General features: G+C 68.3%; 25 protein-coding genes and 1 tRNA gene. 6 read left to right on the forward strand and 20 right to left on the reverse strand.

Annotated elements, in window-relative coordinates; genetic code table 11:
- Positions 1-86: 86 nt before the first annotated feature.
- Together ABNQ38_RS27665 and ABNQ38_RS27670 are read right to left on the reverse strand one after the other, a co-directional pair.
- Positions 87-1,991 carry a MobA/MobL family protein gene (locus ABNQ38_RS27665; protein ID WP_377809009.1) on the reverse strand — a complete coding sequence of 635 codons (1,905 nt, stop codon included), beginning with the start codon at positions 1,989-1,991 and terminating at the stop codon, positions 87-89.
- Positions 1,992-2,515: 524 nt separating this feature from the next.
- The gene (locus ABNQ38_RS27670; protein WP_377809010.1) at positions 2,516-4,978 is read right to left on the reverse strand and encodes a hypothetical protein; all 2,463 of its coding nucleotides are present in this window, start codon (positions 4,976-4,978) and stop codon (positions 2,516-2,518) included.
- A 486-nt stretch (positions 4,979-5,464) separates the two neighbouring features.
- Between ABNQ38_RS27670 and ABNQ38_RS27675 the strand changes: the two genes are divergently transcribed.
- Positions 5,465-5,767: a hypothetical protein gene (locus tag ABNQ38_RS27675; RefSeq protein WP_377809011.1), complete on the forward strand. Its 303-nt coding sequence runs from the start codon at positions 5,465-5,467 to the stop codon at positions 5,765-5,767.
- A 222-nt stretch (positions 5,768-5,989) separates the two neighbouring features.
- Here the strand turns inward: ABNQ38_RS27675 and ABNQ38_RS27680 are convergent, their stop codons facing one another.
- Positions 5,990-6,277 carry a hypothetical protein gene (locus tag ABNQ38_RS27680; RefSeq protein WP_377809012.1) on the reverse strand — a complete coding sequence of 96 codons (288 nt, stop codon included), beginning with the start codon at positions 6,275-6,277 and terminating at the stop codon, positions 5,990-5,992.
- A gap of 29 nt (positions 6,278-6,306) precedes the next feature.
- Positions 6,307-6,849 carry a hypothetical protein gene (locus tag ABNQ38_RS27685; RefSeq protein WP_377809013.1) on the reverse strand — a complete coding sequence of 181 codons (543 nt, stop codon included), beginning with the start codon at positions 6,847-6,849 and terminating at the stop codon, positions 6,307-6,309.
- 280 nt (positions 6,850-7,129) lie between these two features.
- On the opposite strand from ABNQ38_RS27685, the gene ABNQ38_RS27690 reads away from it, so the two are divergent.
- The 3 genes from ABNQ38_RS27690 to ABNQ38_RS27700 all read left to right on the forward strand — a co-directional run bounded on the left by ABNQ38_RS27690 (position 7,130) and on the right by ABNQ38_RS27700 (position 10,421).
- The gene (locus ABNQ38_RS27690) at positions 7,130-7,918 is read left to right on the forward strand and encodes a hypothetical protein (RefSeq protein ID WP_377809014.1); all 789 of its coding nucleotides are present in this window, start codon (positions 7,130-7,132) and stop codon (positions 7,916-7,918) included.
- Positions 7,919-8,499: 581 nt separating this feature from the next.
- Positions 8,500-8,679, forward strand: a complete 180-nt coding sequence (locus tag ABNQ38_RS27695) for a hypothetical protein (RefSeq protein WP_377809015.1) — start codon at positions 8,500-8,502, stop codon at positions 8,677-8,679.
- A 92-nt stretch (positions 8,680-8,771) separates the two neighbouring features.
- Positions 8,772-10,421 carry a recombinase family protein gene (locus ABNQ38_RS27700; protein ID WP_377810129.1) on the forward strand — a complete coding sequence of 550 codons (1,650 nt, stop codon included), beginning with the start codon at positions 8,772-8,774 and terminating at the stop codon, positions 10,419-10,421.
- Here ABNQ38_RS27700 and ABNQ38_RS27705 read toward each other — a convergent pair.
- The 7 genes from ABNQ38_RS27705 to epsC form a co-directional block, all read right to left on the reverse strand.
- Positions 10,378-10,452 (reverse strand) — tRNA-Met (locus ABNQ38_RS27705). The two genes, ABNQ38_RS27700 and ABNQ38_RS27705, sit on opposite strands and share 44 nt — an antisense overlap.
- Positions 10,453-10,620: 168 nt before the next feature.
- Positions 10,621-11,808: a tRNA 2-thiouridine(34) synthase MnmA gene (mnmA, locus tag ABNQ38_RS27710; protein WP_377809016.1), complete on the reverse strand. Its 1,188-nt coding sequence runs from the start codon at positions 11,806-11,808 to the stop codon at positions 10,621-10,623.
- A 110-nt stretch (positions 11,809-11,918) separates the two neighbouring features.
- A complete protein-coding gene (locus ABNQ38_RS27715; RefSeq protein WP_109086201.1) occupies positions 11,919-12,248 on the reverse strand; it encodes a ferredoxin family 2Fe-2S iron-sulfur cluster binding protein in 330 nt (109 codons plus the stop codon).
- Between the two features lie 62 nt (positions 12,249-12,310).
- The gene (locus tag ABNQ38_RS27720) at positions 12,311-13,009 is read right to left on the reverse strand and encodes a molecular chaperone DnaJ (RefSeq protein WP_377809017.1); all 699 of its coding nucleotides are present in this window, start codon (positions 13,007-13,009) and stop codon (positions 12,311-12,313) included.
- Between the two features lie 189 nt (positions 13,010-13,198).
- A complete protein-coding gene (locus ABNQ38_RS27725; protein ID WP_377809018.1) occupies positions 13,199-14,350 on the reverse strand; it encodes a cysteine desulfurase family protein in 1,152 nt (383 codons plus the stop codon).
- Between the two features lie 45 nt (positions 14,351-14,395).
- Entirely contained in the window at positions 14,396-14,881 is a 486-nt protein-coding gene (locus ABNQ38_RS27730; RefSeq protein WP_014248224.1) for an Rrf2 family transcriptional regulator, read from the reverse strand.
- Positions 14,878-15,663 (reverse strand): serine O-acetyltransferase EpsC, encoded by a 786-nt coding sequence (gene epsC, locus ABNQ38_RS27735; RefSeq protein ID WP_377809019.1) that lies wholly within the window; start codon positions 15,661-15,663, stop codon positions 14,878-14,880. The genes ABNQ38_RS27730 and epsC overlap by 4 nt, the downstream gene beginning before the upstream one ends.
- 346 nt (positions 15,664-16,009) lie before the next feature.
- Here epsC and ABNQ38_RS27740 point away from each other — a divergent pair, with 346 nt between their 5' ends.
- On the forward strand, positions 16,010-16,672 hold the full coding sequence (locus ABNQ38_RS27740; RefSeq protein WP_377809020.1) for an alpha/beta hydrolase: 663 nt from the start codon (positions 16,010-16,012) through the stop codon (positions 16,670-16,672).
- A gap of 59 nt (positions 16,673-16,731) precedes the next feature.
- On the opposite strand, the gene ABNQ38_RS27745 is transcribed toward ABNQ38_RS27740, so the two are convergent.
- The 7 genes from ABNQ38_RS27745 to ABNQ38_RS27775 all read right to left on the reverse strand — a co-directional run bounded on the left by ABNQ38_RS27745 (position 16,732) and on the right by ABNQ38_RS27775 (position 21,626).
- Complete coding sequence (locus ABNQ38_RS27745) at positions 16,732-17,166, reverse strand: DUF2155 domain-containing protein (RefSeq protein ID WP_377809021.1); 435 nt, start codon at positions 17,164-17,166, stop codon at positions 16,732-16,734.
- Positions 17,167-17,330: 164 nt separating this feature from the next.
- Complete coding sequence (locus ABNQ38_RS27750; RefSeq protein WP_109052141.1) at positions 17,331-17,597, reverse strand: hypothetical protein; 267 nt, start codon at positions 17,595-17,597, stop codon at positions 17,331-17,333.
- A 118-nt stretch (positions 17,598-17,715) separates the two neighbouring features.
- Entirely contained in the window at positions 17,716-18,237 is a 522-nt protein-coding gene (gene mlaD / locus ABNQ38_RS27755; RefSeq protein ID WP_377809022.1) for an outer membrane lipid asymmetry maintenance protein MlaD, read from the reverse strand.
- A gap of 104 nt (positions 18,238-18,341) precedes the next feature.
- Positions 18,342-18,734, reverse strand: coding sequence for an NADH:ubiquinone oxidoreductase subunit NDUFA12 (locus ABNQ38_RS27760; RefSeq protein WP_098739448.1), 393 nt, complete (start codon positions 18,732-18,734; stop codon positions 18,342-18,344).
- A gap of 134 nt (positions 18,735-18,868) precedes the next feature.
- Positions 18,869-19,288 (reverse strand): hypothetical protein, encoded by a 420-nt coding sequence (locus ABNQ38_RS27765; RefSeq protein ID WP_377809023.1) that lies wholly within the window; start codon positions 19,286-19,288, stop codon positions 18,869-18,871.
- Positions 19,289-19,299: 11 nt separating this feature from the next.
- Positions 19,300-20,550, reverse strand: coding sequence for an MFS transporter (locus ABNQ38_RS27770; RefSeq protein WP_377809024.1), 1,251 nt, complete (start codon positions 20,548-20,550; stop codon positions 19,300-19,302).
- A 122-nt stretch (positions 20,551-20,672) separates the two neighbouring features.
- Positions 20,673-21,626, reverse strand: coding sequence for a LysR family transcriptional regulator (locus ABNQ38_RS27775; RefSeq protein WP_377809025.1), 954 nt, complete (start codon positions 21,624-21,626; stop codon positions 20,673-20,675).
- Between the two features lie 121 nt (positions 21,627-21,747).
- Here ABNQ38_RS27775 and ABNQ38_RS27780 point away from each other — a divergent pair, with 121 nt between their 5' ends.
- Complete coding sequence (locus ABNQ38_RS27780; protein ID WP_377809026.1) at positions 21,748-22,215, forward strand: NUDIX hydrolase; 468 nt, start codon at positions 21,748-21,750, stop codon at positions 22,213-22,215.
- Here ABNQ38_RS27780 and ABNQ38_RS27785 read toward each other — a convergent pair.
- Both ABNQ38_RS27785 and ABNQ38_RS27790 read right to left on the reverse strand, forming a co-directional pair.
- On the reverse strand, positions 22,169-23,056 hold the full coding sequence (locus ABNQ38_RS27785) for a putative bifunctional diguanylate cyclase/phosphodiesterase (protein ID WP_377809027.1): 888 nt from the start codon (positions 23,054-23,056) through the stop codon (positions 22,169-22,171). The two genes, ABNQ38_RS27780 and ABNQ38_RS27785, sit on opposite strands and share 47 nt — an antisense overlap.
- Positions 23,057-23,263: 207 nt before the next feature.
- Positions 23,264-24,934, reverse strand: coding sequence for a Na/Pi cotransporter family protein (locus ABNQ38_RS27790; RefSeq protein WP_377809028.1), 1,671 nt, complete (start codon positions 24,932-24,934; stop codon positions 23,264-23,266).
- Positions 24,935-24,975 lie beyond the last annotated feature (41 nt).

Here is a 24,975-nt window from a genome sequence, read left to right on the forward strand (position 1 = left end):
GACCGCACGCGCCGAGATCGGGCGCGTCGGGGTCGGTTCCGACGACCGCAGCGGCCAAGCAGCCGGTTGGCTGCTGCCGCCCGCCGTCAGCGGACCCGATCGTCGCGGTTGCGGCGGGGAAACGGGATGACCCTGGCGGGTCCGGGCGAGTCCGGAACGGTGAGCGCGCCGTTCCGAACGAGGTTCGAAAGCGCCCGCGCCCGCTGCCACTCCGGGAGTGTAAGCCAGTCCGGTCCCCGTCCGATCAGTTCGCCGGCGGCCATCGCGGCGACGATTGCCCTGGCCTGCTCCGCCTCCTCGCGGCGCTTGACAAGGCGCTCCCACAGCCAGTGGGCGATGGTGGCGGCCCGCCGGCGCATCCGGCGCGCGCCCTCGGCCAGGCCCCGACGGTAGGCGGTGCGCCGCACGGCATCGATGATCTGAGCGACGCGGGCGGGAAGGGGCACCGAGTCCGGGATGCGGAGGCCCTCCTTGGCCTCGACTCCGGCCATCCGGGCGTCGATTTCGTCGAGGAGGCCCCGCGCGTGGGTCAGGCGCGCCTTGAGTCGCTCGCTTCGTTCCCGCTGGGACGCCTCCCGCCGCCAGGCGACCGCCATGTCGGCACGCGCGGCCTCAAGCTCCGCTTCCATGACGGTGGCGCGTGTCGTCGCCGCGGCCTCCCGGGCGTCGGCCGCGGCGCAGGCGGCGGCCTCGTCGGCGGCGCGGCTCTCGGCATCGGCACGGGCCTCCCGCTCGTCCTCGAGCTCATGGCGCAGACGGTTGGCGGTGCGGCTCGCCTCCTCGGCCAACCGCCCGCGCTCCAGCGCCTCCGCCTCCCAGTCGTCGGCCCGCGCCGACTCCCTGCTGGCGCTGGTGGTCGCCTTGGCGACCCGGTCGGCGGCCTTGGCGTCGGCCATCCTGGCGCCGGCTGCGTAGGAGGCGCGGGTGGTCGCCAGCACCTTGGTGGCCAGCGGGTCGGCCGGCAGGATGGGCGCCGCCACCGCCGCGGCGACCGGCGCGAGCGCCGCCTCGGTGTCGCGCAGGATGGCGTCCGCACGGGCGACGCGTTCGACCAGGGCGTCCTTCGCCGCGCGCTCCCTCTCAGCCCGGGCCTCGGCTTCGGCGCGGGATTGCCGCTCGCGCTCCGCCGCGGTCTCGGCGGCGGCGGCACGGCGTTCGGCGTCCTGGACGGCGGCGGTCCGGGCCGCATCTGCGGCGAGGACCTCGTTGGCACGGGCGGCAAGGGCATTGGCGCGCATGGGTTCCATCCTCGGGTCGACGTGAATGATGTCGGCGGCGGCTGCGGGTCCCTCGGCCGCGTGAACTTTCGCGACGAGGGCGCGGCGCTTCGGCCCCTCGTGGGCCGTCGGGATGCGTGCGATCCCGCGCGCTTCAAGGCTGCGACGGTCGATGCGTGCGGGTACGCCAAGGTCCTCGAGGACCCGGTTAGCGACCCGTTCCCAGGTCTCCCGGACGCGCTCCACGGAATCCTTCTCGGACAGCCTGAAGACGTCGCGCTGCCTGACGCGTTGCGCTCCGGAGGCCTTGGTTCGCCGGCGCGCCGCGGCCTTCGGCTCCTTGCCGTCCATCAGGGCGAGGTGGGCGTGCGGGTTCGCCAGGTCGCCGTGGATGGCGGCAAGGGCGACCGCTTCCCCGAGGCCGGCCACCGTGTCGACGCCGGCGAGTTCTAGGATGAAGGCACGCAGCAGCTCGCCGCGGCGGGCGTCGGGGACCTCGTAGGGAATCGCGACGACAATCTTGTCGATGACGCGCGCGTTGCTCCGGCTGGCCGCCTTGCGGTCGATCTCCGCCTTGGCGAAGAGGCGCAACCGACCGATTGGTGCCCCGTCCTCCAAGACCGTGCCGACGGCGACGATCTCCGTCAGCGCGGACGCGCGGGTGATGTAGTCGATGTGCGCTTTGGCGACACCGACGGCGGCGTCGCCGTGACCCTCCTTGCCGATGAAGGCGACCGAGCAGGTGAAGGGCGCTTCGGCCCGCGGCTCGGTCATCCTTCCCCTCCCCCAACTGTGAGCGGCGCGGGCTCGGGCGGACAGGGGGATTAGGAGCCAGGCGCAGCACGGCGTCCCGCAGGGCCTAATCCCACAAGTGCGCCTTCCCCCCTCCGCCGTAGCCCGTTCTGGGCTGGGGAGATGGCGGCTGCCGGATCCTTCGCAATGGGGGCTGGGCGGGTGCCGGAGTCAGCGTGTGGAGAGCGGAGCAAGTCGCGATTCCAGTCTCGGGACGGGCCGGTCAACCCGGTCGCCGCTGCCACCCCGAAGCCGATCCGGAATGAGGCGGGGGGACACCCCCCGCACCCCCCGACCCGGGAGCCGGGGTGACGACGGCGCGCACGGCAGGGCTCGAGACGGGTGGCGTGATCGCTCCGCGCCAAGCCCAGGCGCTGCCGGCGGGGTGCATCCAAACCGTGGCGTCGGATCGGCGCCGGCCCCAACGCCAAGGGCATCCGGTCGATCACCCGTCGCCCCGCCGGAGAGGCGGAGCGATGGGCTGCGGACGGGAGTCCGATGGACGGCTACGCGGCGGAATTCCGCGGACGGAGCTGGACGCCGCCGTTGGATCCAGCGCCGGTACGGCCGGTGCCGGCGCCGGCGCTGGCGTCTGGGAAGGGAACGACAATCCCGCCGATGGCGGACGGATCGGCGTCTAGCTCTGGCTCGAGCGCACCCGCCGGAACCCCCGGAACGGCCTCCACCGTGACCGGACGCACTACCCGCAGGCCCTTGATCGGACCGCCGTGGAGCTCCTCCAGCACCGCCGTGGTCTCAGCGTCCGTCAGGCCGGCGAGAGCCTTGGCGGCGCTCGGCAAGCCGCGCACCCCGGGCCGCCGATAGGTCGCGTCCACCGTAAGGGTCTTCGCCGCGTCGCATTTGGGGGACAAAGCTCTCTGAATGAGCTTCCATAGGGGATTGTCCCCCAATTGGTCCGATCGCTGGCTGTCCTTCTTGGCGGCATCCGCGCTGGCCCAGAGATCCGGGAACCCGGCGGCGCGCAGGCCCGCATTCGCCGGCAAAACACCACAGCGCACCAGAGCGGACACTGCGCGCGACGGCATGAGGTCAGACCATGGCAGGACGGCGTCGTACGTGAGGTCAAGCACAACTGAGGAGACGACGATTACCAGGGCGGGCCAGTCCCGGTGAATCAGGCGAAGGCGGTCGATCACCTGTTCCAACTCGCGCTCCCGGCACTGCTCGATGACGGCCTGGATGCGGGGCTCGGAGTGGACTTCGACCAGGGCCACGGATTCGGAACCGTCCCGCATGCGGCGCCGACGCTCCACCTTCGGCAGCCGGTTCGCCGCCAGGAAGGCCAGCGGCGTGTCCGCGTCGAAGTACAGGGCCCGGGCCATGGTCTCGACGGCGAGGACGGTCGGCTGCAGGCGGCCGGCGGCGATGACGGCGGTGTAGTCGCGATACGCGTCCGAGCCGCGCAGGCCGCCCAGGTGCCAGAGGGCGGAGCCCTTGGCGACAGCGCGGGCGATGGTGTCGGCAGTGTCCTCGTGATCCCGCAGGGCCGGAAGAATGGCCTTGTACGTCGCCAGCAGCGTTGGCCCAGCGGTCGCGCTGACGACCTCGAACAGGGCGGCCAGGGCGCGCCGATTGTTGCGGGCGAAGGTCCGGCCGGCGTCGGAGCCGCCGTCTTCGTCGCCGAGTTCCACCAGCGACGATCGTCCCAGCGCGCGGTCGGCCAGACCGATGACGTGAGCCTTGCGCTCGACGTCCAGCCGGACGATGCGGATGGTTGGGAACCACAGGCGGACGATTTCCGGTTCCATTGAGGCGTCCAGCAATAGGACCGGAGCATCGGCGGGGACACCGCGCAGGTCGGATCGCTTGCACCAGGCGATGACGGTCCGGCGGGCGTTGGTGGGACCGGCCTCGCTCAGGGTCACGGAGTGGAGCGCGGGGCGGGCGGTCTCGATCTCCATGGCGAGGGCTCGCCACAATCCGGCGAGGCGGGAGGCCGGCGTGGGGGTATGGGCCGCCAGGACGGCGCCGATGGCGGTGTCTGCCATGGCCGGATCGATGGCCGGCGCGGCGCTTTCACCCTCCAGCCGCGCGGCCCGCCGGCAGTCGTCGGCCGTCAGGCCGTGGCGAGGCCAGTCGGCTGGGGCGGTGCCGGCGAGCATAAGTTGGTGGGCGAGGCCGGCGCGCCTGACGAGCCAGGCACGGGCCGTTCCGAGGGTAACGTCGTCTTCGTCGAAGGAAGCGTCGCCCAGCCAGACCCGGTTGGCCAGCCAGTCCTCGAGGGTGATGCTGCGCTCCTTGATGGCGACCTGCCACCAGCTTTCATCGATGATGACCGCGTCGGGCTTCCGCTGCCCGCTGGGCGCCGGCATCGTCAGATAGGCGTGTGGCGCGAAGAACAGGCCCGCTCGCTCATCGTTTGACTGGGCGTAGTGAGCGCAGCGGTGCGCCATCGGGCAGCGGAGGGTTACCAGCGCCCCGTCTTGGACGGCGAGGCGCTCGCACAGATTGCGGTAGGCGGACAGGCCCATCCCGTGGAGTTCCTTGACGAGGGCGGCCCGGCCGCAGACCGCCGCGCCGGCGGCGTCGATCGCCTCCCGGCCACGCAGGACGGCGACGGACGGAAGGGGCGCCGGCGGCTCCCAGAGCGCCAGTGGGTCGAGATCCCCGCGCTCAGCTGCAGCGACGGCCTCGAGATTGGCGAGGGCCTTGTCGGCCAGCTCGTCCCCGAGGTTGTGGCGCGGGACGAAGAACGCCACCCGGAGGTTGGCGCGTAGCAGCGGCAGGACGGCCTCGAGCAGAGCCGTCGATTTTCCCAGGCCGGCGGCACCCCGGATGCCGATCACTGTCCGGGCGCCCCCGGACGGGCCAGCGAGGGCCGCTGCAGCCCAGCCGGCGGCTTCCTGCCGCAGGATTGCCTGCGCCTCGGCCGGCAGCAGGGCATTGACGGTGTAGTGCGGTGCGGGCGGCGTAGTGGCACCGCAGCCGGATTCCTTGAGATCAGCCATGCGTTCCCGCCCGGTGCGGGAACCGCGGCAACGCGGATCGTCCCATGTGCCCTCCTCGGGCCACATCCGGGCTTGTCGACGACAGGCGTGGGCCTATCTCGACGAGTGTGATCGAGCCGGACGTGGCGCAACACGTTTCGACCGATGGAGCGCCCGGGTCCTACCCCGGGCGCTTCGCATTTCGGCCCCGGCGACGCCGGAGCGCCCCCGAAATAGACACCGGCTCCCTCCCCACAAGGCGCTACATCGCAGAGCAGGACCCTCCACATGTCCCCGGTCGGAGAACCTCAAGCGAGTGTTGATCGCGACTCCTAGCGCACCTGAGACGGAGACTTTGTCGGGCCCAGCATGCGGTCGAATGTGCGCAAAGCGGCTTGGCGTGCCGTCGCATTCCTCGAGTAATTGGGATCGGCGAAGGATGAGCTCGCCGCACCTGTGCCGGACGAACCGCTGCTCATTGACGTGAAAGAGGCAAAGGAGGGAGCCGTGACAAACGAAGACAGCGCGTGCTGGGAGACCGATGTCGTTGCAGGCGTGATATGGTTCAGAATCGATTCTTGGACCGCTCTTGTGACGCGCAAGAGCGATGGATGGCACTGCCTCGTTCACAGCGGCGAACGTGCCGGTGGGTTCATCGGGACATCGATCCAGAGCCAGCGGGGCTTCCAGAAGCGTGAAGAGGCGCAGCAAGCGGCCGAAGCTATCCTGGTGGAACAGGGCGCACTATCCGCGCATGCGGCGGCCGAGTTCCTCCGGCAGCGGCTGCCGCGACGCAGGGGCAAAGAATAGTTGATCTGCTCCTGGACTGGTCCACGCAACAAATAGTTGCCGCCGGCAGGACGCCCTCACATTCTCGAGGCCGCGGGTTACGGCGGGTGAGGGCTGGCTCCCGATTGCATGGCCCTCTCTCCAGCCAGGGATCGGACAGCGTTAGCTGACCGAGCCCTATCCTCAATCGCCCGGCTGAACGGCACCAGAGAACCCACTGCGCCAGCAGCCTTAACGGATGCGCTACTCACCCGGCTGTGCGTCTCCCGCTGCGATGAGGGCCAGCCTCCAGAGGACATCCGCCCGATCTTCCGGCAACAATCCGGCGAATTGGTCACTCAGATATGCTTGGCACAGCGCGTCACGCGCTTCGATGGGGGTGGGCGGCCGGTTGAGCACTTCGCTGGAATCGTAGAATCCCTCAGGGGTGTAGCAGTGGATCATCACGGCGCAACGCTCGAGCGACACGGCGACCGTTCGTGTCGGGCGTCGACCGTCGAGGTGGATGAGGATGTGACGGTTGGGCTGCATGGATCGGGTCTTGCTCCGAACGGTGGGAATCAGTCGGCGCTACCCAGGCAGTCGGTAGACCACGGCGTGTGCGGAAGAACCCGATGAAAGCGGCGGACACGCATGACCGTGCCGGCCGATAGCCCCACCGTCTCTGCGATTACCCGGATTGGCGTGCCGTTCGCGGACAGGGCGAGGATCTGAGCGATACGCTCGGGCGTCGCGCGGCCATAAGGGCGATGGGCCCGGCATGACGGGGGCGCATTGGCCGCGTCCGGCAGGGCCTCGATCAGAGCGGCGACCCGCAGGATGCTGACGCCGTCGAGGCCGTCCTGCAGCAGAGTGACACTGACTCCAGCCTCAATTGCGCGACGTAGCGAGGCCAGGATCACTCCGCTGGTGGCGCCGAGATGCTCGAGCCTCGGAACGAGCAGTTCATCGCCCTCGGCGAGGAGGGTTAGCAGGGTATCGCGGCCGGCCTGATCGACGCTGGTGTCCCTCAGGACGCGGGCGCCAGCGATCACGGCGGCGTGCTGGCTGAGCAGCTCGGCCGTCACGGTAGCGGACGTGGAGTGGATGTAGAAAAAACGCATGAAGACCTCCTGTCGTGACGACGGCGGCCAATCCGTGGATCGGCGCGGTCAAGAGCAGGGTCTGACGCTCATATGGGATCGTGTCGGTGGAGCGGTTCCCAAAAAATCCGCATTCGCGTTCTGATCCACCGGTACCGCTTCGGAACGCACCGCCGCCGCTCGGCGGAGTGGCGATCCAAGAGGGTGATCCGTCAGAACAGGGACTCTAGCGGTCATTCCGCCCGTCTTGCCCCGCCGTCGGCATCCAGCCGGCCGGCAGATCATGGGGCAGGAGATTGCCATGCTTCATCTCGATCTGTTGGACTCCGCCATCGTCGATCCCGCCAAGCCTGCCCCTGTCCGCCATCGGCCGGGCTCCCTCGCCGATGACGCTCTGACGGTGCTGCGCCACCCGCAGGTTCTCGGGAGTTGGGTCCACGCCAATCGCCTCGCCGAACTGCTGGCCACCGCCTCCGGACCGCGCCGCGCCGGAAAGACCACGGCACAGATCGCCAACGAATTACGTGCCAAGCTGCTGACGCTAGCCCGCAGCAAACGCTATCCCGACATCGAGGTGAAGCCCAAATCCCTTATCCGTGCCGTCGCACTGTCGGGAGCCGGAGCACCGGCAACCGTCGCCGGCCTCCCACGTCCGCTTTCGCGGCATGAGCGCCTGCAGGGGCTGCTGGCCAGCGTTCACCTCCTACTCGGTGACGCTGTTTATCTGCCGCCCGGTGATCGTGGCCGGCACCCCAGCCTGGGAAGCCGACTGACGCCGACGCTGCCCACACTCGGCCAGGCCGCCGCCAAACGGAGTCTCGCCCAAGTCGATGTTGTCGCGCTGCGCGATGGCAGGCTCCACCGGCTCTACGAGATCGAGACCGACGCCGGCAAGGCGACCAAGGCTCTGGTCCGTCTCAATGACGTTCTGGCGGCCGCCGGAACGCCGCCGGGAGGCGTCGTCACCGCCGTCCCCGACAAGCAGATAGCCCGCCTGCACCAGGAACTCGAGAGGCCGACTCTGCGCACATTGCTCGGCGTCTGCCGCATCCTGCCGTTTTCCGAGATCGAGGACCCCTTCGATCCCTGACCGGTCGGGAATGGCCTGCTTCATCGGATGGGGCGCCGTCCCGCGTCCGGCATACCGGGGCCAGTGTCTAGCTGTACTCACTCAGGCGTCTGCCGGATCCCTCCGTGCCAATGAAGATGAGACGACACCCCAGAGCGTTGGCTTACCTGGGTGTATCAGCCGAACGCGGCGGGAGGCCAACTCAAGGACCTGACATCCAACGGCACCACCCCGGTCGGATACCGTACTGTCTCCAGACTCTGGACGGGACCGAAGCGGGAGGCCATTGGGCCGTAGAGGACTCATCGCCAGCTTTCCGATTTTTTCCGCGATCCGGGGGACGCCGAAAAACGGTGAACCGAAATGGCCCCAGCCGAGGCAGCAGCTGGACATTCCGTCCGGCGCCCTGGCTGAACAGGGGGCAGGATGCACGTACAGGGAAAGGTCACGACGGGCGGGGAAGCGGAGCGGACCGGCAGCGTCCCGCGCCCACGTTGTGGGTTGCGCTCATGGCCGAGGACGTCGGAACAATGCACTTCCGTTCCGTCCGGGAGCGGTTGTGCCGGGTCCCTTCATGCAGTCCTCAAGATCGGGAACGCTCCGTGACAATCGCCCGCTCCCGCCAGCAACCGACTCCGGAGATCCCGCAGGAGTCCAACGACAACAACTCCACCGCCAGAGCCGAGCAGCTTCTCGAAGACCTCATCCGGGCGCTGGCGCGTGGTGCCGCGCGCAAGGATCATGAACAGGAGTTGGCCGCCAAGAGCGAGCGCGTCGACTGACGGGCTCGACGTGAGAACTTCCAACGCTGGTGAGCTGCGACCAACACCATCAATCCAGCTCACACGAACACGTTTCAAAGGACGAGACCAGCATGAAAGCCGCGATCTACGCACGCTATTCCTCCGACAATCAGCATGAGCGGTCGATCGAGGACCAAATCAATATCTGTCGGCAGCATGTGGAGCGGCACGGCGGAACGATCGTGGGCGTCTACTCCGACTACGCGATCTCCGGCTCCCACCTGAAGACGCGCCCTCAGGCGCAGAAGCTGCTCGAGGATGCGAAGGCCGGCCTCTTCAATACTGTCATTACTGAAGGACTGGATCGCCTGTCGCGAGACCAAGAGGACATCGCGGCGATCTTCAAGCGGCTCAAGCATCGCGGCATCGTCATCAACACAGTGCAGGAAGGGGTCGTTTCTGAACTGCACATCGGAATGAAGGGCACGATGAATGCCCTCTTCCTGCGTGATCTCGCCATCAAGGTGCGTCGCGGGCAGGAGGGGCGGGCGAAAGAGGGAAGGGTTCCTGCCGGCCTGAGCTATGGCTACGACGTGGTGAAGATGTTCGATGACAAGGGAAAGCCTTTTTGTGGCAAGCGGCTCGTGAACGAGGGGCAAGCTGCTGTCATCCGAGAAATATTCACCAAGATTGCCTTGGGGTTCAGCCCCCGGGCGATCGCGAAGGATCTGAACAGCCGCGGTATTCCCTCGCCGAAAGGCAGGAAGTGGAACGCGTCGACGATCAACGGGAACGCCGCTCGACGGAACGGCATTCTCTACAATGAAGCGTATATCGGAATCCTGATCTACAACCGGCTGCGGATGGACAAGGATCCCGACACCGGAAAGCGTGTCTCTCGGCTGAACAAGCTCGAGGACTGGAAGATTACCGAAGTTCCCGGGCTTCGCATCGTGACGGACGAGCAGTGGGACCGGGTGCAGGCGGTCAAGGCCGGCTTCTCCAATAGGCGGGGAGCGGAGCACGCCCGCCGGCCGAAGCACCTCCTCTCCGGGCTGGTCCGCTGCGGCTGCTGCGGCGGGTCTTACACCGTCAAGTCCAAGGACCAGCTCGCCTGCTCCACGTACCGGGAGTCGGGAACCTGCGAGAACAACCGGACGATCCGCGTGGGCGACCTTCAGGAGCGGGTCATTGCCGGCATCAAGAGCCGCCTCCTGTCGTCCGCGTCCGTCGCTCTCTTCGTGAAGGTCTACGGCGAGGAGCGTCGGCGCCTCGAGAAGGAAGGGCAGCGCGGGCGCGAGGACATCGCTGCGCGCCTCGGGAAGCTCACGCGGCAGGTCGACAACATCGTCAACGCAATCGCGGACGGCGTCGCGAGCACGACCATGCGCCAGAAGCTGGCCTCGCTCGAGGAGGAGAAGGCCGCGGCGGAGGCCGAACTCGCAGCCATCCACAGGATGGAGGGGAGGGCCGGCGGCGTGGTCGAGTTCCCCACGGCGACGATCGACCACTACCGGCAACAGGTCGAGTCGCTGTGCGAGGAAGCTTTCGAGAACGATGTCGCGCGGCAGGAAGCGATGAACGCCGTCCGGGCTTTGATCGCTCGCGTCGATGTACATCCCGGGGAACGGCGGGGCCAGACCCAAGTCAAGACGTTGGGGCTAATCGAAAAACTGATAAGCCCCGCCCAGGATCACCTGGGCGGGGCTTCCAGTGCAGCCGAGAGGACTGCAACGATGGTAGCAGCGGAGGGATTTGAACCCCCGACCAAGGGATTATGATTCCCCTGCTCTACCACTGAGCTACGCTGCCATCGTGTTCGCCGTTGTTGGCGTTTCCGCCGCCGTGGCTACCATCGTGTCCCGTCGTTTCCGCCGGGAGCCGCTATATAGGATAGGGCGACTTGGCCTGTCAACGCGGAATTTTCGGGGGGTGCGATTTTTTTTGGCCGACCGGTGGAAAGTCGCATAACCCTCTGATTCAGGCCGCCGTTTCCCCCGCTCCCACAAGTTTGGCCGCGTCCTCGCCCACGCCGACGGCGGTGGCGGAAATCCAGCCACCACCCAGCACGCGGTCTCCCTGATAGACGACGCAGGCCTGGCCCGGAGCGATGCCGTGCTGGGGCTCCAGCAGCTCGACGCGCGCGGTGCCGTCCGGGCCGGCGCGCCACAGGGCGGGGGAAGCCGGCTGGGTGGAGCGGAGCTTCACCGACACCTCGATCCCGGCGCCATCGGCCATATCGGGAGCCGGATCGGGGCCCAGCCAGTTCACGTCGCGCACCGTCACCAGCGAGCGGGCGAGGTTACGGCGTGGGCCGACGACGACGCGGCGGCGGGCAGGCTCCAGGCGGACGACGTAGAGCGCCTCCTCCTCCTGGCCGCGGATACCGCCGATGCCCAGCCCCTTGCGCTGGCCGACCGTGTAGTGGACGACGCCCTTGTGGCGGCCCAGAACGCGGCCATCGACATGGACGATGTCGCCGGGCTCGACGGAGCCGGGGCGCAGCTTCGCCACCACTTCGGCATAGTTGCCGTTGGGGACGAAGCAGATGTCCTGGCTGTCGGGCTTGGCCGCCACCTCCAGCCCGTGGCGCTCGGCCAGAGCGCGGGTCTCCGGCTTTGTCAGGCCGCCGAGGGGGAAGCGCAGGAACTCCAACTGCTCGCGCGTGGTGGCGAACAGAAAATAGCTCTGGTCCTTGGCGGGATCGACGGCGCGGTGCAGCTCGGCGCCATGCGGGCCGGCGATGCGGCGGACATAGTGGCCGGTGGCCAGTGCTTCGGCACCCAGGTCGCGGGCGGTGTTCAGCAGGTCGCGGAACTTGACGCGCTGGTTGCAGCGCACGCAGGGGATCGGCGTCTCGCCGCGCAGATAGCTGTCGGCGAAATCGTCCATCACGTCCTGGCTGAAGCGGCCTTCGTAATCCAAGACGTAATGCGGGATACCGATGCGGTCGGCGACCTGACGGGCGTCGTAGATGTCCTGGCCGGCGCAGCAGGCGCCCGGCTTCTGCAAGGCGAGGCCGTGGTCGTAAAGCTGCAGCGTGATGCCGACGACGTCATAGCCCTCCTCCCGCAGCACGGCCGCAGTGACGGAGGAGTCCACCCCGCCGGACATCGCGACGACGACGCGGGTGTCCTGGGGGCGCTTGGAAAGACCGAGGGAGTTCATGGCGCGCTATATAAGGCGGGCAGGCGCCCGGAAAAGGCAGGAAATGGGCCGCCGGGCGTCGCGTCTGCGCAACACCGTCCCGGCGGCCGGAACAGGGTTCCCCCGAACGCTTACTTCATCGCGTTGTTGCTGCCGCCCGGCAGGCGGACGACAAGGCCGTCCAGCTCTTCGGTCATGATGATCTGGCAGCCCAGGCGCGAGGTCTTGGTCAGGCCGAAGGCGAGATCCAACATGTCCTCCTCATCCTCCTGCGCGTCCGGCAGTACGTCGAACCACTCCGGCTCGATCACGACATGGCAGGTGGAGCAGGCCAGCGAGCCCTCGCAGGCGCCTTCCAGATCCAGGCTGTTCTTGTGCGCGATCTCCAGCACGGACAGGCCGAGCGGGGCGTCCACCTCGCGGCGGGTGCCGTCGGTCTCGATGAAGGTCATCTTGGGCATGGGGTCCTCGTTCTTTTACGGTTGCCTAGCGATTTAAAGGGCGATTGTAAGAAAAATGTGAATTACGGCCGCGGGGGCGTCCGCGCGGCACGGCGGTCGCGCACCTCGGCGGCAAGCGCCTCCAGCCGTTCCAGCCTGGCCAGGATGCGGGCGGCACCGCCGGCGGCCGGCGGACTGTCGGGTGTCGACGCCGTCTGCGCCTTGCGGAAGGCGGGGGCGAGATATTTGATGCAGGCCTCGACCCGCTGGTTGAGGTCCAGCCCGATGCGGTCCAGTTCCAGCACATCGTCGGCACGAGCCAGCCGGGCCGCGAGGTCGGCGATTTCCTCGTCGCCGTCCACTTCGCCATCGGCCGGTGTGCCGCCGATCAGCTCCAGCAGCGCATGGGCGCGGCGAATGGGATCGCGCAGCACCTCATAGGCGTTGCGCAGCGCCTCGACCTGGGCCTTGGCGTTGGCCTGCTGGCGCGGGCCGCGGGCGGCGAAGCGCTCCGGGTCCATGGCGCGGGTGAAGCCGGCATGCTGCTTCGACAACTGCTCCAGATCGATGTCGAAGCGGCGCTCCAGCCCCAGCCGGGTGAAGGGGTCGAGCGGCCGCGGCGGCTGTGCCGCGCCGCAGGCATGGCAGAACAGGGCGCGTGGCGCCACCGAGCGGCCACAGGTGCCGCAGGGCTCCAGATCGCCGGCGATGGCGCCGGAAATGCCGCCGCTGCTGTTGCCGGGCGGACCGGATTTGGGCGGGCCGGATTTGGAGCTGGTCATGCGCGCAGTCCGTCAAAACGCCGAAAGGTTCGGCCGATGGGATGGTTTACCCGACATGAGGCCCCTGTTGTCACGAAGGCCGCCTTCCGCGGGGTCATACCGATAAGCCGCATCCGGCGCAATGCGCGAATGAGGGCTTTCTGGACCGGGGACAGATGGTCGCGCAGCCATGGCGGGTAACAGGCGGGATCAGCCATCCGCGGGCGCGCTTCGCCGCGCCATCGCGGTCCAGGCCGTCAGGAAGCGGTCGACCGCCTCGTCGTCGCTGGTCCAGCCCAGGCTGACCCGGATGGCGCTGGCGGCGGACCGGTCGTCCTCGCCCATCGCTGCCAGCACATGGGATGGCTTCACCTTGCCGCTGGAGCAGGCCGACCCGGCGCTGACCGCCACGCCGGCGAGGTCCAGCGTCATCACCTGGGTTTCGCCGGGCAGGCCGGCCAGCATCAGGCAGCTGGTGTTGGCGACCCGCGCCGCACCGGCCCCCATCGCCCGGGCGTGCGGGACGGCGGCCAGCGCCTCCCGCTCCAGCCGATCGCGCAGGGATGCAAGGTCGGCGGCCTCCGCCAACCCGTCCAGTGCCAGCCGGGCCGCGGCGCCGAAGCCGACGATGCCCAGCAGGTTCTCGGTGCCGGCCCGCTTGCGCCGTTCCTGCCCGCCGCCGCGGATCAGCGCGTCGGGTTCGAGCCCCTCCGTAAGGATCAGGGCGCCGACGCCGGTCGGTCCGCCCAGCTTGTGGGCCGACAGCGTCATCAGATCGACGCCGAGAGCGCGCAGGGACAGCGGCATCCGTCCGGCTGCCTGCACCGCGTCACAATGGGCCAGCGCGCCATGAGCATGGGCGATCCGGGCGGCGTCGGCCACCGGCTGGATCACCCCGGTCTCGTTGTTGACCAGCATCAGGGAGACCAGAGCCGGATTGCTGGCAGCGGCCAGCCGGCGTTCCAACTCGTCCAGATGGGCGACGCCATCGCGGTCCACGCCGAAGCGCTCGGCCTCGGGCTGGGCGGCCAGCACTGACTCATGCTCGATGACGGAGGTCAGCGTGCGGCGGCCGGGGAAGCCGCGGAGCGCGAAGTTGTTCGCCTCCGTGCCGCTGCCGGTGAACAGCACCTGGGCCGGCTTCACGCCCACCAGCGCCGCCACGGCGGCACGCGCCTCCTCCACCGCCCGGCGGGCGTTGCGGCCGAAGGCGTGGACGGAGGACGGATTACCGACCAGATCCATCGCCTGACCCATCGCCGCCTTGACCTCCGGCTTCAGCGGAGCGGTGGCGTTGTGGTCGAGATAGACGCCGGTCCGCCGGAACGGGGCAACATACGGGGCAACGGGCGGTGAAGTCACTTTTCAGGCACGCTCAACGTGGAAAGCCAATCTCGCTCCGCCGGATCACTCGGCAGCGGCGACGGCGGCGCTGTCGGCGGCCGGGGCCGGGCGCAGCAGGTTCAGGCCGCTGGTGCCGATGATCCGCCGTTCCACCACATCGGCGACGGTGACCGAGCTGAGATACATATGGATCTGGTTGCCCAGCTCTTCCCACAAATCGTGGGTCAGGCAGCGCGAGCGGTTGGTGCGGCAGCCCTGCGGCGTGCCGTTGGCGCAGCGGGTGGTACGGATCGGCTCGTCCACCGCCAGGATGATGTCGGACACCCGGGTCGCATCGGCCGGGTGGGCAAGCAGATAGCCGCCGCCGGGGCCGCGCACGCTCTTGACCAGACCGCCCTTCCGCAGCTTGGCGAACAGCTGCTCCAGATAGGACAGGGAAATCTCCTGCCGCTCCGCGATGTCGGCCAGCGCGACCGGGCTGCCCTGGCTGGTGGCGGCCAGATCGACCATCGCCATCACGGCATAGCGTCCCTTGGTGCTGAGTCTCATCGCGATTCTCCTTGCGCTTCGTGCATCCCGTTTGCGTGGGACGCCACCGTCTCTAGCGGTGTGGATGTTGAACGGGGGAGGGCAGCGGGCGGACGATCCGCTTCCAACTCGCCGACACGGGCCTGCAGCGCCGTCATCTGGTCGAGCAGGCCGGTCAGCGCGCGGGCCACCGGGTCGGGGATGTCGCCGCAAGGGGTGCCGTAGGGCATGAATTTGCGGGTTTCGGAGCGGTCGCGCGTCACCACCGGCTTGGCCGGGATGCCGACCACCGCGGTGTCGGCCGGCACGTCGGCCACCACCACCGCATTGGCGCCGATGCGCGCCCCGCGGCCGATGGTGATGGCGCCCAGGATCTTGGCGCCGGCGCCGACGATGACGCCGTCGCCCAGCGTCGGATGGCGTTTGCCGGGATTGAGCGAGGTGCCGCCCAGCGTCACCCCATGATAGAGCATGACGTCGTCGCCGATCTCCGCCGTCTCGCCGATCACGACACCCATGCCGTGGTCGATGAAGAAGCGGCGGCCGATGGTGGCGCCGGGATGAATTTCGATGCCGGTCAGCGACCGGGCGATCTGCGAGATCAGGCGGGCGGTGGTGTGCAGTCCGGCGTCGCGGGCGCGCCGGGCGATGCGGTGGAGAACGATGGCGTGCAAGCCGGGGTAGCAGAGCGCGACCTCGAGCCGGGACCGCGCGGCAGGATCGCGCGCCATGATCCCATCGATCTCTTCGCGAAGATGCTTGAACACGCCATCACCCGCCGTGGTATAGTCCGCCGCTCTCATCGGCCGCCCGTGCCCGGTTTCGGCCTGTCGGACCCTTGCGGTTCAGGACCTTCCGGTCCGGAACCTCGACGGTTCCGACCGGTAGGGACCCGGACTTATCGATGGGTCCGGCTAGCGCTGGAGCCGATCGGGCGGGTCAGGCGGGTTGTCCCGGAGGACGTTAAGACGCATATATGATGACCAAGCAAAACGGTCAAGAATTGTGTGCGGAAAACCCCACTCCAAGACGGGAAAATCCGTGACGGGCCGGACGGCCAGTGCGCCGGGGCGGTTTGCCGGATGAAAATCCGGCCGGTCGTCGCGGCGGTTCCAACAACCCTTTGTCCGCGTCAGGAACGTCGTTCCCATGCCTGAAGTGCTCTTCAACGGTCCCGCCGGTCGCCTGGAAGGCCGTTACACCCACGGCAAGCAGCCGAACGCCCCGGTCGCGCTGCTGTTGCACCCGCACCCGCAGCACAATGGGACGATGAACAACAAGGTGGTCTTCACCCTGTTCCAGTCGTTTACCAAGCGCGGCTATTCGGCGCTCCGCTTCAACTTCCGCGGCGTCGGGCGCAGCCAGGGCACCTACGACAAGGGGGAGGGCGAACTGGCCGACGCGGCGGCGGCGCTGGATTGGTTGCAGACATACAACCCCAACGCTCCGGTCTGCTGGATCGGCGGCGTGTCGTTCGGCGCCTGGATCGGCATGCAGCTGCTGATGCGCCGTCCGGAGATCGACGGCTTCGTGTCGGTTTCGCCGCCGGCCAACCTGTTCGACTTCTCGTTCCTGGCGCCGTGCCCGTCCTCAGGCCTGATCATCAATGGCGACAAGGACGAGGTGGTGCCCCAGGCCGCGGTGACCAAGCTGGTGACCAAGCTGTCGCATCAGAAGGACATCCGGATCGACCACCGCGTCGTTCCCGGCGCCAGCCACTTCTTCGTCAACCGCACCGACGATCTGGCGACCCAGGTGGACGATTATCTGGACAAGGCGCTGGGCAATCCCATCGCGGCGGTGGCTGAGTAAGCAGGATCAAGCAAGGGAGAGCGGGGGAGGGGCAGCGGCCCCCGGACCTCCCCGCCTCCTCATTGTTCGCAGCCCAGAACCCACACGTCGTAGATCGGGTTCTCCATCGCCGACAGGGCGGGGCTGGAGGCGAACATCCAGCCGCTGAAGACCTGTTCCGCCTGCTCTCCGGGCTTGATCTCCGTCACTTCCAGGAAGGCGGCGGATTCCGGTGTCTCGATCGGCGGATTCTCACGGCAGGCGCGCAGGGTGATGCGCAGGCTGCTCATCGCTTTGGTCTCCCCGACCTTCATGGTGAAGGTGGAGGTGCGGGCGGTCACCTTGTCCAGCCATTGCAGCTTGGCCGCCGGCCGTTCGATCATCTGGCTCGGCACCGGAGCGGCCTGAACGGCCATGGATGCCAGCAGGGCCGCGGCACCCAGCAGGCCGAGGGCCGGCCGGAGAAGATTGGGCCGGGGAAGATTGGGCCAGGGAAGATTGGAAAGTCTCGTCACGTCGGATCGCTTCCGTAATTGCGGACGGCACCCCATGGCAAGACCCAGCCTGTCAGCGGGAACTCTGCCGGAGCGCTCCGCCTTCTATCCCGGAAGCGGGGTCACCGTCTAGTGGCGGGGTCCAGTGGCGAGGCCGCCGGGGTGCGTTGTGCGGAAATTGCGGGTCAGCGCGTGACGGTGCTGCGCGACGCCGGCGCACTGTAGGTGGCGCCGGACCCGCTCTGCGTGGCATTGCGGTCTTCGATCTTCTGGGTCGCCGCACCGGCACCGGCACCCGCAGCCGCTCCGACCACGGCGCCCACCGGTCCGCCGACCACGGCACCGGCCGCGGCGCCGCCAAGTCCGCCGGTGGCCGACTTCTCTTCCATGTCGGCACCGCAGGCGGCGGTCGCCAGAGCCAGGCCGAGGGCGGCCAAATGGAACAGACGCATCGCGTTCCTCCTGCTTCGTGATCCGGCTGCAAGGTCCATCCGGACTGGAGAAGGAACGCTTGAGCGCAGCCGTCGGTTCCGGCCACGCCCTGGGTTGGACATCACGGCTGGTTGGAAATCACAGTTTCGGCGGCTGGGCCGGGGCCTGTCCGGGGGGCTGGCCCTGCTGGCCGTTGGCCTGATCGCCCGACTTGCTCATGCTTTGCAGCGAGAAGATGACCTGACCCAGCAGCTGTTCCAGGCCCGGCGTGCTCTGGGTGAATTCGATCTTGCCGTTCGGCTTGATGGCGTCGGGATCGCCGCCCGGCTCCAGCGACAGGAACTTGCCGCCCAGCAGGCTTTCCGAGGCGATGACCGCAGCGGTATCCTTCGGCAGCTTCACCGAATTGTCGACCGACAGGTGGACCACCGCCTGATAGGTGGTGGGATCGAGCGTCAGCCCGGTGACCGTGCCGACCTTCACGCCGCTGATCCGCACGTCGGCGCCGCCCTGCAGGCCGGTGATGCTGTTGAAGTTGGCGGTGATGTCATAGCCCTGCACCTTGCGCAGGTCCGCACTTTTGTAGGCGAAGGCAAGGAACACGGCGGCCACGGCGAGCACGACGCCGCCAAGCACGGTCTCAATCACATTCCGGCGCATAGAGCTATCCTGCTGCGAATTCCCGAATCGAAACCCGGCCCGCATGGGGGCCGGGCTTTCCGTTCCGCTTTCCGTTCCGGCCCGATGGCCGGTGCCGGTGTGGATCAGCTCGGAGTCCAGGGCTCGTAATCGCCGGTAGCCGGCACGCGCTGCCCGCCGGCCAGCACATGGCCGGGCGGACGGTAGGCCTGGACCGAGCCCGACATGTTGGGCAGATGTTCCTTCTGCCACGGCTTGTGATAGGCGCTCGACCCCTCGGGCAGCGGCTCCTTGGTGGTGTGGTGCAGCCACCCGTGCCATTCCGGCGGGATCTTGGAGGCGTCGGGCTCACCCGCATACAGGACCCAGCGGCGCTCGCGTGTGCCGGGCTTGGTGTCCTTGTTGCGGTAATAGACGTTGCCGAAGCGGTCGCTGCCGACCTTGGCGCCCCGACGCCACGTGACGTAACGGATGTGAATGTTCGCCAGTTTGGTGAACAGGGAGATCGGCTCGCTCATCGTCGCTCACGAATTCCGGAGTCTGGCCCCGCGGAAACGGGGCTGGTCGAATGCGGGCCGCACTATGACACCGCAAGGCACGCGCGTCCACCGTTGGTGAGGCCCAAGCTGCCCACAGGGTGGAAAGAGCGGAGCTATTGCAGGCGGGTTGCGGCGATCTTGGCCGTATCGACCGGGGTGGCGGTGCAGCCGCCTAGCGTCGGGCCGACCGGAAGCTCGCCGAAGGCCGCCAGCGCGCCCTCCGCCTTCAGCCGACCGACGAATCCGGGTTCCACCCCGCGGGCGACCCAGGCGAATCCGAGCCAAGTGGACCGCACCGGCTCGCCCCCGGCCCGCACCATCGCCGCCATCGCCTCTGCATCGCTGGTGCCGGGGGAGAAGACCGCCAGCATCATGCCGTCGGTCGCGTCGGGCAGCGCGGCGCGTTGCAGCGACATCCCCATCAGCCCGCCCCAGACCAGCAGGATGCCGCCCAGCAGCGCCGCGGCAAGGCCGTGGCCGATGGGAAATGTGGCAGAGGGGCCGGCAGAGGAGGGGGCGGGGCTGTCGCTCATGGGTGTATATCTTACGCCTTTGCCTCGGCCGCCGCCAGCGACGGGGCGGGCTTCTCGGCGATCGGCCAGTGGACGATGGTTGCGAACATCGCCAGCGCCACGCCCAACCACCAGACCACGTCGTAGGACCCCGTCCGCTCATACAGCACGCCGCCAAGCCAGACGCCCAGGAAGCCGCCGACCTGATGGCTGAAGAAGGCGAAGCCGTAGAGCGTGCCCATGTAGCGGGTGCCGAACATCAGCGCGACGAGACCGGAGGTCGGCGGCACGGTGGACAGCCACAGCAGGCCCATCACCGCGGCATAGGCGATCACCGTCACCGACGAGATCGGCAGCAGGATGAAGATTGCCGTCGCGATTCCGCGCGAGAAATAGTTGGCGCACAGCAGGTAGCGCTTGCTGACCTTGCCCGCCAGGATGCCGGAGGCATAGGAGCCGATGACGTTGAACAGGCCGATCAGCGCCAGCGCCCAGGCGGCCAGCGTCGGGCTGATGCCGGCGGCGGTCAGGTAGGGCGGCAGGTGGGTGGTGATGAAGGCCAGCTGGAAGCCGCAGACGAAGAAGCCGGCGACCAGCAGCACATAGCTGCGGTGCTGGAAGGCCTGACGCACCGCGGCTATGTAGCCGATGTTGGCGCCGGTCACCGCCGGGGTGCCGCTCGCCGTCATGCCCTTCGGGCCGGGGAAGACGCCGGCCAGCAGCGGCACCGCGATCATCGAGGCGGCCAGCAGCAAAAGGGCGGTCTGCCAGCCGAAGCCGGCGATGAAGGCCTGACCCATCGGCGCGAACAGGAACTGGCCCATCGATCCGGCGGCGGTGGCGATGCCGACCGACCAGCTGCGCTGTTCCGGCGGCAGCAGCCGGGTGAAACCGGCGATGATGATGCCGAAGGAGGCACCGGACAGGCCGAGCCCGATCAGCACGCCGGCGGTCAGGTACAGCTCGACGCTGGTGGTGGCATAGGGCATCAGCGCCAGCCCGGCGGCATAGAGAAACCCGCCACCGGCCAGCACAGGGGCCGGACCGTAGCGGTCGGTCAGCGCCCCGGCGAAGGGGCCGCCGGCGCCCCACAGGATGTTCTGGATCGCCATCGCCAGCGCGAAGACATCGCGGCCCCAGCCGCGGGTTTCCGAAAGCGGTCCGATGAACAGGCCCATGCTGGACCGCGGTCCGAAGGCCAGCATCGAGATCAGGCAACCGCAGACGACGACGAGTGCGGGCGTCCTCCAGGAGGGCGCCGGTGCAGGGGTAACGGTGGTCAAGGCATCCTCCCGGATCCGGGCGCCGCTGTGGGGTGTCGCTGTGCGCCGGTATTGTGAAACTGCTCTGCCTGCGACGATAGGCGGGCCTCAACAGTTCGGCAAATTCATAATCGGCAATCAGGTCATTCCGCAGCGGAATGCAGGAAGCGATGTTCGTCCATCGCATGCTTGGTTGCTGTGCACTCGGGCGGGCGTCCGGCCGCCAATTCGCGCCGGAGCGCCTCCTCCAGCCGGTCGAAGACCGGGGCGATGCGTCCGGCCGTCCGCGACTGGATCAGCCAGATCGTCACCGACATCTGGAAGTTGGGAAGGTCGAGCGGGCGCACCGCCGCCGCATCGGGGATCGGCGCGATCAGCCCCATCGGCGCCAGGCCGAAACCGACGCCGCGGGTCACCAGCGACACCAGCAGGCTCTGGTCGTAGGCCTCCACTGTCACGTTCGGCTGCAAGCCGAGCGGCGCCAACGCCTGGTGCAACGCCTCGCGGTAGCGGCAGCCGTTCGGTTGCAGCACCCAGCCGCGCCGGTTCATGGCGGCGAGATCGCTGGATGCGTCATCGGGAGAGGCAATGATGTTGACCGGTTCGGTGCCGATCCGGCGGACCGGCAGGTCGTCGGGCGGCATCTGCCCCTCGCACAGCAGGATCACCGCGCCGTCCAGCGTGCCGGCGCGGACCTGCTCGATCAGCGGGTTGCTCCAATCCGAATGCAGCCGCAGGGTCAGGCCGGGGAAGCCGGCACGCAGCTCGTCCAGCGGCCGTCCGGTGGCCAGAGCGGTCAGCACGTGGGCCATGCCGAGCCGCAGCAGCCCGCGCGGTTCGGCCGATCCGGCGAAAGCGTCGGCGAAGTCGCTGGCCGCCGCCAGGATGCGCCTTGCATGGGCCAGTGCCAGTTCGCCGTCGCGGGTCAAGGCCAGCGGCTTGGTCTGCCGGTCGAACAGCACGACGCCAAGCTCCGCCTCCAGCCGCTGGATCAGCCGCGACACGGCGGACTGCGTCAGCCCCAGCCGGTTGCCGGCTTCCTGCACCGACTGCGCATCGGCAACTGCGATGAAGGTGCGGATCTCGTTGAGTTTCATGGGGCGGCCATACGGTCGGGTGGGGTGTACACCGGCAGGACGCGGCACTGCGTCTTCGCGACTGGTGAACCAGTGTCGGACCGCGCTACCTTTGGGTCAAGACATCGATAGGGAGCCGTTCATGTCCGCCATTCCGCCCGACCGTTCCAGCCGCGAATATCCCGACCGCCCCTGGGTTGGCGTCGGGGCCGTCGTCTGGCGAGGCGACAAGTTGCTTCTGATCCGGCGGGGCAAGGCGCCGCGGATCGGGCAATGGAGCCTGCCGGGCGGAGCCCAGTCGGTCGGCGAGACGGTGTTCGAGACCGCGGTGCGCGAGGTGCGGGAGGAGACCGGGCTGGAGGTGGTGCCGACCGGGATCGTCACCGTGGTGGACGCCATCACCCCAGATGCCGAGGGGCGCGTCCACTACCATTACACACTTGTCGAAGTTGCGGCGGAGAGTGCGGAGGGCGAACCGCTCTGCGCCGACGATGCGCTGGAGGCCTGCTGGGCAACCGCCGATGAGGCCGCAGAACTGACCGAGTGGGACGAAACCCGCCGGGTCATCCTGATGTCTGCGGCCCAGCGGCAGAGCCCCCCGACCCGATAGGCGGCAGGATCGCGCTGCGCTCGGCCAGGAAATCGTCCACCCCGTCGGCGGTCAGCGGGCGCGACAGCCAATAGCCCTGCAAAACATCGCAGCGGTAGGCTTGCAGGTAGAGCCGCTGTTCCGGCGTCTCCACCCCCTCCGCCACCACGCCCAGGTCCAGCGCGTGGGCCAGCGCCACCACCGCCTGGACGATGGTGGCAGCGTCACGGTCCTCCACCATCGCCTGGACGAACTGCTTGTCGATCTTCAGCGCCTCCACCGGCACCCGCCTCAGGGTCGCCAGCGAGGACCAGCCGGTGCCGAAATCGTCCAGCACCAGCCTGATCCCGGCACCCCGCAGCCGCAGCAGCGCCTCGCGTGCCTCGGCGGTCTGGCTGAACATGCTGGTTTCGGTCAGCTCCAGCTTCAGGTTGGCGGCGGGCAGGCCGGTCTCCGCCAGGATGCCCAGCACCTTCAGCACCAGCCCCGGATCGTCGAGCTGCCGCGCCGACAGGTTGACCGACACCGGAATGTCGGGATAGCCGGCGCGCAGCCAGCCGGTCGCCGCAACACAGGCCGTCCGCAGGGTCCATTCGCCGAGCAGGTGGATCGCCTCCCCCTGCTCGGCCATCGGCACGAAGACATCGGGAGGCAGCATGGTGCCGTCGGACAGGCGCCAGCGCGACAGCGCCTCGAACCCGGTCAGGCGGTTGGTGACGACATCGGCCTGGGGCTGGAAAACCAGGGACAGTTCCTGCCGGTCGATGGCGTCGCGCACCCGCGCGGCGAATCCGGCGTCGGATATCCCCTGTGTGCCGGGTCCGTTCGCGGGTCCGTTCGACGTCGCGTGCGTGTTCGCCACCGTCCGCTCCCTCTCGACAACCATTCCTTGGCTCTTCAAAACCCCCTTGGGGTTCGCTGCCATAACAACCACAGGAGGGTTTTGTTAACCATGTCGCGAAAGAGCTTGACGAATTTTATATGGTTACGAAAGTGTTAACGTTGCTGCGCTGGTGACAAGAAAAGGTCGAAGCTCAGGCGGCGCAGCTATTCTATGGGACGTGAACACTTACGCCCGGGCTGCTCCCCTTTTGAGGCGACTGGGCAGCAACTCACCCGATTGATCGAGCACTGGATAGGCGGCGGCAACCAGATGGGCGTTGATCCGGCGCAGGTCGCGCAGGATGTCGAGGTGGAGAGCGCTGGTCTCCACGCTTTCCTTGCGGCCGGCGCGCAGGCGGGCGAAATGCGCCTCGGTGGCGCTGGTCTCCAGATCGCGGATCACCTCCTTTTCATGGATCAGAGCGCGGGCGGAACGGACGTCGCGCGATACGAAGACGGCGGCGGCGAGCCGCTGGGTTTCGCTCAGCCGTTCCAGCATGCCGGCGATCTCGCCAGCCCCCTCGGTGGAGAAGCGCAGCTTGCGCCGGATCTTCTTCGAGGCCGTCTCCATCAGATTGCAATCGACGATGTCGCCGACATGCTCGAGGTTGATGGTGAAGGTCAGCACGTCCGACATCCGGCTGGCGTCGCTTTCGTCCAGATCCTCGACATTGATCTGGGTGAGGTAGCCTTTGATTGCCTCGTGCAACCGGTCCAGCACATCGTCCATGCGGCGGATCTCCTGCACCCGCTTGCGGTCGTCGGTCTGGATCACGTCCAAGGCACCACGCAGCATGCCGTCCACCGTGTCGGCCATGCGCAACGCCTCGCGGGAGGCGTTGGCGATGGCAAGGTGTGGAATGCGCAGCGCGCTGCGGTCGAGATAGAGCGGCATCGCCGGGTCGGTGACAGCCACCCGCTCCGGGAACATCCGGGTCAGTGCTCGCGCGAACCAGGGCAGCGGGCCGATGAACAGCCCGGCCATCGCCAGATTGAAGGCGAGGTGGAAATTGGCGGCCAGCCGCGTGGCGTCCGGCGACACGGCTTGCAGGCCGGCGGTGATCGGCTCCAGCAGCGGCACGACGATGAGGCAGCCGACGAGGCGGTTGATCAGGTTGCCGACCGGCAGCCGCCGGGCCGCCGGGTTGCGGCCGTCGCCGCCCGGTCCCTCGATCACCGGATTGACGGCGCTGCCCAGGTTGGCCCCGGCCACCATGGCGATTGCGGCTTCCGGACCGATCACCCCGCCGCCTGCCAGCGAGGCGATCAGCAGGATGGCGGCGACGCTGGAATGGGCGGCCCAGGACAGCAGTGCCGCCAGCATCACCGCCACCACCGGATCGGCGGTCAGCATCGTCAGCATCCGCCGCAGCATCGGCGCATTCTCCGCCGGGGCGATGGTCGCCAGCAGCAGGTGCAGCGACAGCAGCATCAGGCCCAGCCCGATGGCGACCCGCCCCAGATCACGGCTGCGCGTCCGCGCCCCGCGGCGGAAGGCGATGAAGCCGCCCAGCAGCAGGACCGGCGCCACATGGGCGACGTCGAAGGCGAGGATCTGGACGATCAGGGTGGAGCCGACATTGGCCCCCAGCATCACCGCCAGCGCCGGCATCAGCGACACCAGCCCGGTGGCGGTGAAGCCGGTCGCCATCAGTCCGGTGGCGGTGCTGCTTTGCAGCAGCATGGTGATGCCCATGCCGGACAGGAAGGCGGTCCAGCGGTTGCGCAGACCGGCCCCGAGGATGCGGCGCAGGTCGCCGCCCAGCGCGCGGGTCAGCCCGCTCTGCACCATGTGCAGCCCCCACAGGAGCAGCACGACATTTCCGGCGAGTTCCAGCAGCACCCGTGTCGCCTGCATCGCACCCCCTCTGTCGGATCGGGGATGCGGTCAGGCGGCAC

Source organism: Azospirillum sp. A29, from assembly GCF_042604625.1.
GTDB classification, from domain to species: domain Bacteria; phylum Pseudomonadota; class Alphaproteobacteria; order Azospirillales; family Azospirillaceae; genus Azospirillum; species Azospirillum palustre.

Excerpts from the sequence above, each read along its gene's own strand:
- ABNQ38_RS27665 (WP_377809009.1), bottom strand. The coding sequence starts at position 1,991 with ATGACCGAGCCGCGGGCCGAAGCGCCCTTCACCTGCTCGGTCGCCTTC.
- ABNQ38_RS27670 (WP_377809010.1), bottom strand. The coding sequence starts at position 4,978 with ATGGCTGATCTCAAGGAATCCGGCTGCGGTGCCACTACGCCGCCCGCA.
- ABNQ38_RS27680 (WP_377809012.1), bottom strand. The coding sequence starts at position 6,277 with ATGCAGCCCAACCGTCACATCCTCATCCACCTCGACGGTCGACGCCCG.
- ABNQ38_RS27685 (WP_377809013.1), bottom strand. The coding sequence starts at position 6,849 with ATGCGTTTTTTCTACATCCACTCCACGTCCGCTACCGTGACGGCCGAG.
- ABNQ38_RS27690 (WP_377809014.1), top strand. The coding sequence starts at position 7,130 with ATGCTTCATCTCGATCTGTTGGACTCCGCCATCGTCGATCCCGCCAAG.
- ABNQ38_RS27700 (WP_377810129.1), top strand. The coding sequence starts at position 8,772 with ATGAAAGCCGCGATCTACGCACGCTATTCCTCCGACAATCAGCATGAG.
- mnmA (WP_377809016.1), bottom strand. The coding sequence starts at position 11,808 with ATGAACTCCCTCGGTCTTTCCAAGCGCCCCCAGGACACCCGCGTCGTC.
- ABNQ38_RS27715 (WP_109086201.1), bottom strand. The coding sequence starts at position 12,248 with ATGCCCAAGATGACCTTCATCGAGACCGACGGCACCCGCCGCGAGGTG.
- ABNQ38_RS27720 (WP_377809017.1), bottom strand. The coding sequence starts at position 13,009 with ATGACCAGCTCCAAATCCGGCCCGCCCAAATCCGGTCCGCCCGGCAAC.
- ABNQ38_RS27730 (WP_014248224.1), bottom strand. The coding sequence starts at position 14,881 with ATGAGACTCAGCACCAAGGGACGCTATGCCGTGATGGCGATGGTCGAT.
- epsC (WP_377809019.1), bottom strand. The coding sequence starts at position 15,663 with ATGAGAGCGGCGGACTATACCACGGCGGGTGATGGCGTGTTCAAGCAT.
- ABNQ38_RS27740 (WP_377809020.1), top strand. The coding sequence starts at position 16,010 with ATGCCTGAAGTGCTCTTCAACGGTCCCGCCGGTCGCCTGGAAGGCCGT.
- ABNQ38_RS27750 (WP_109052141.1), bottom strand. The coding sequence starts at position 17,597 with ATGCGTCTGTTCCATTTGGCCGCCCTCGGCCTGGCTCTGGCGACCGCC.
- mlaD (WP_377809022.1), bottom strand. The coding sequence starts at position 18,237 with ATGCGCCGGAATGTGATTGAGACCGTGCTTGGCGGCGTCGTGCTCGCC.
- ABNQ38_RS27760 (WP_098739448.1), bottom strand. The coding sequence starts at position 18,734 with ATGAGCGAGCCGATCTCCCTGTTCACCAAACTGGCGAACATTCACATC.
- ABNQ38_RS27765 (WP_377809023.1), bottom strand. The coding sequence starts at position 19,288 with ATGAGCGACAGCCCCGCCCCCTCCTCTGCCGGCCCCTCTGCCACATTT.
- ABNQ38_RS27775 (WP_377809025.1), bottom strand. The coding sequence starts at position 21,626 with ATGAAACTCAACGAGATCCGCACCTTCATCGCAGTTGCCGATGCGCAG.
- ABNQ38_RS27780 (WP_377809026.1), top strand. The coding sequence starts at position 21,748 with ATGTCCGCCATTCCGCCCGACCGTTCCAGCCGCGAATATCCCGACCGC.
- ABNQ38_RS27790 (WP_377809028.1), bottom strand. The coding sequence starts at position 24,934 with ATGCAGGCGACACGGGTGCTGCTGGAACTCGCCGGAAATGTCGTGCTG.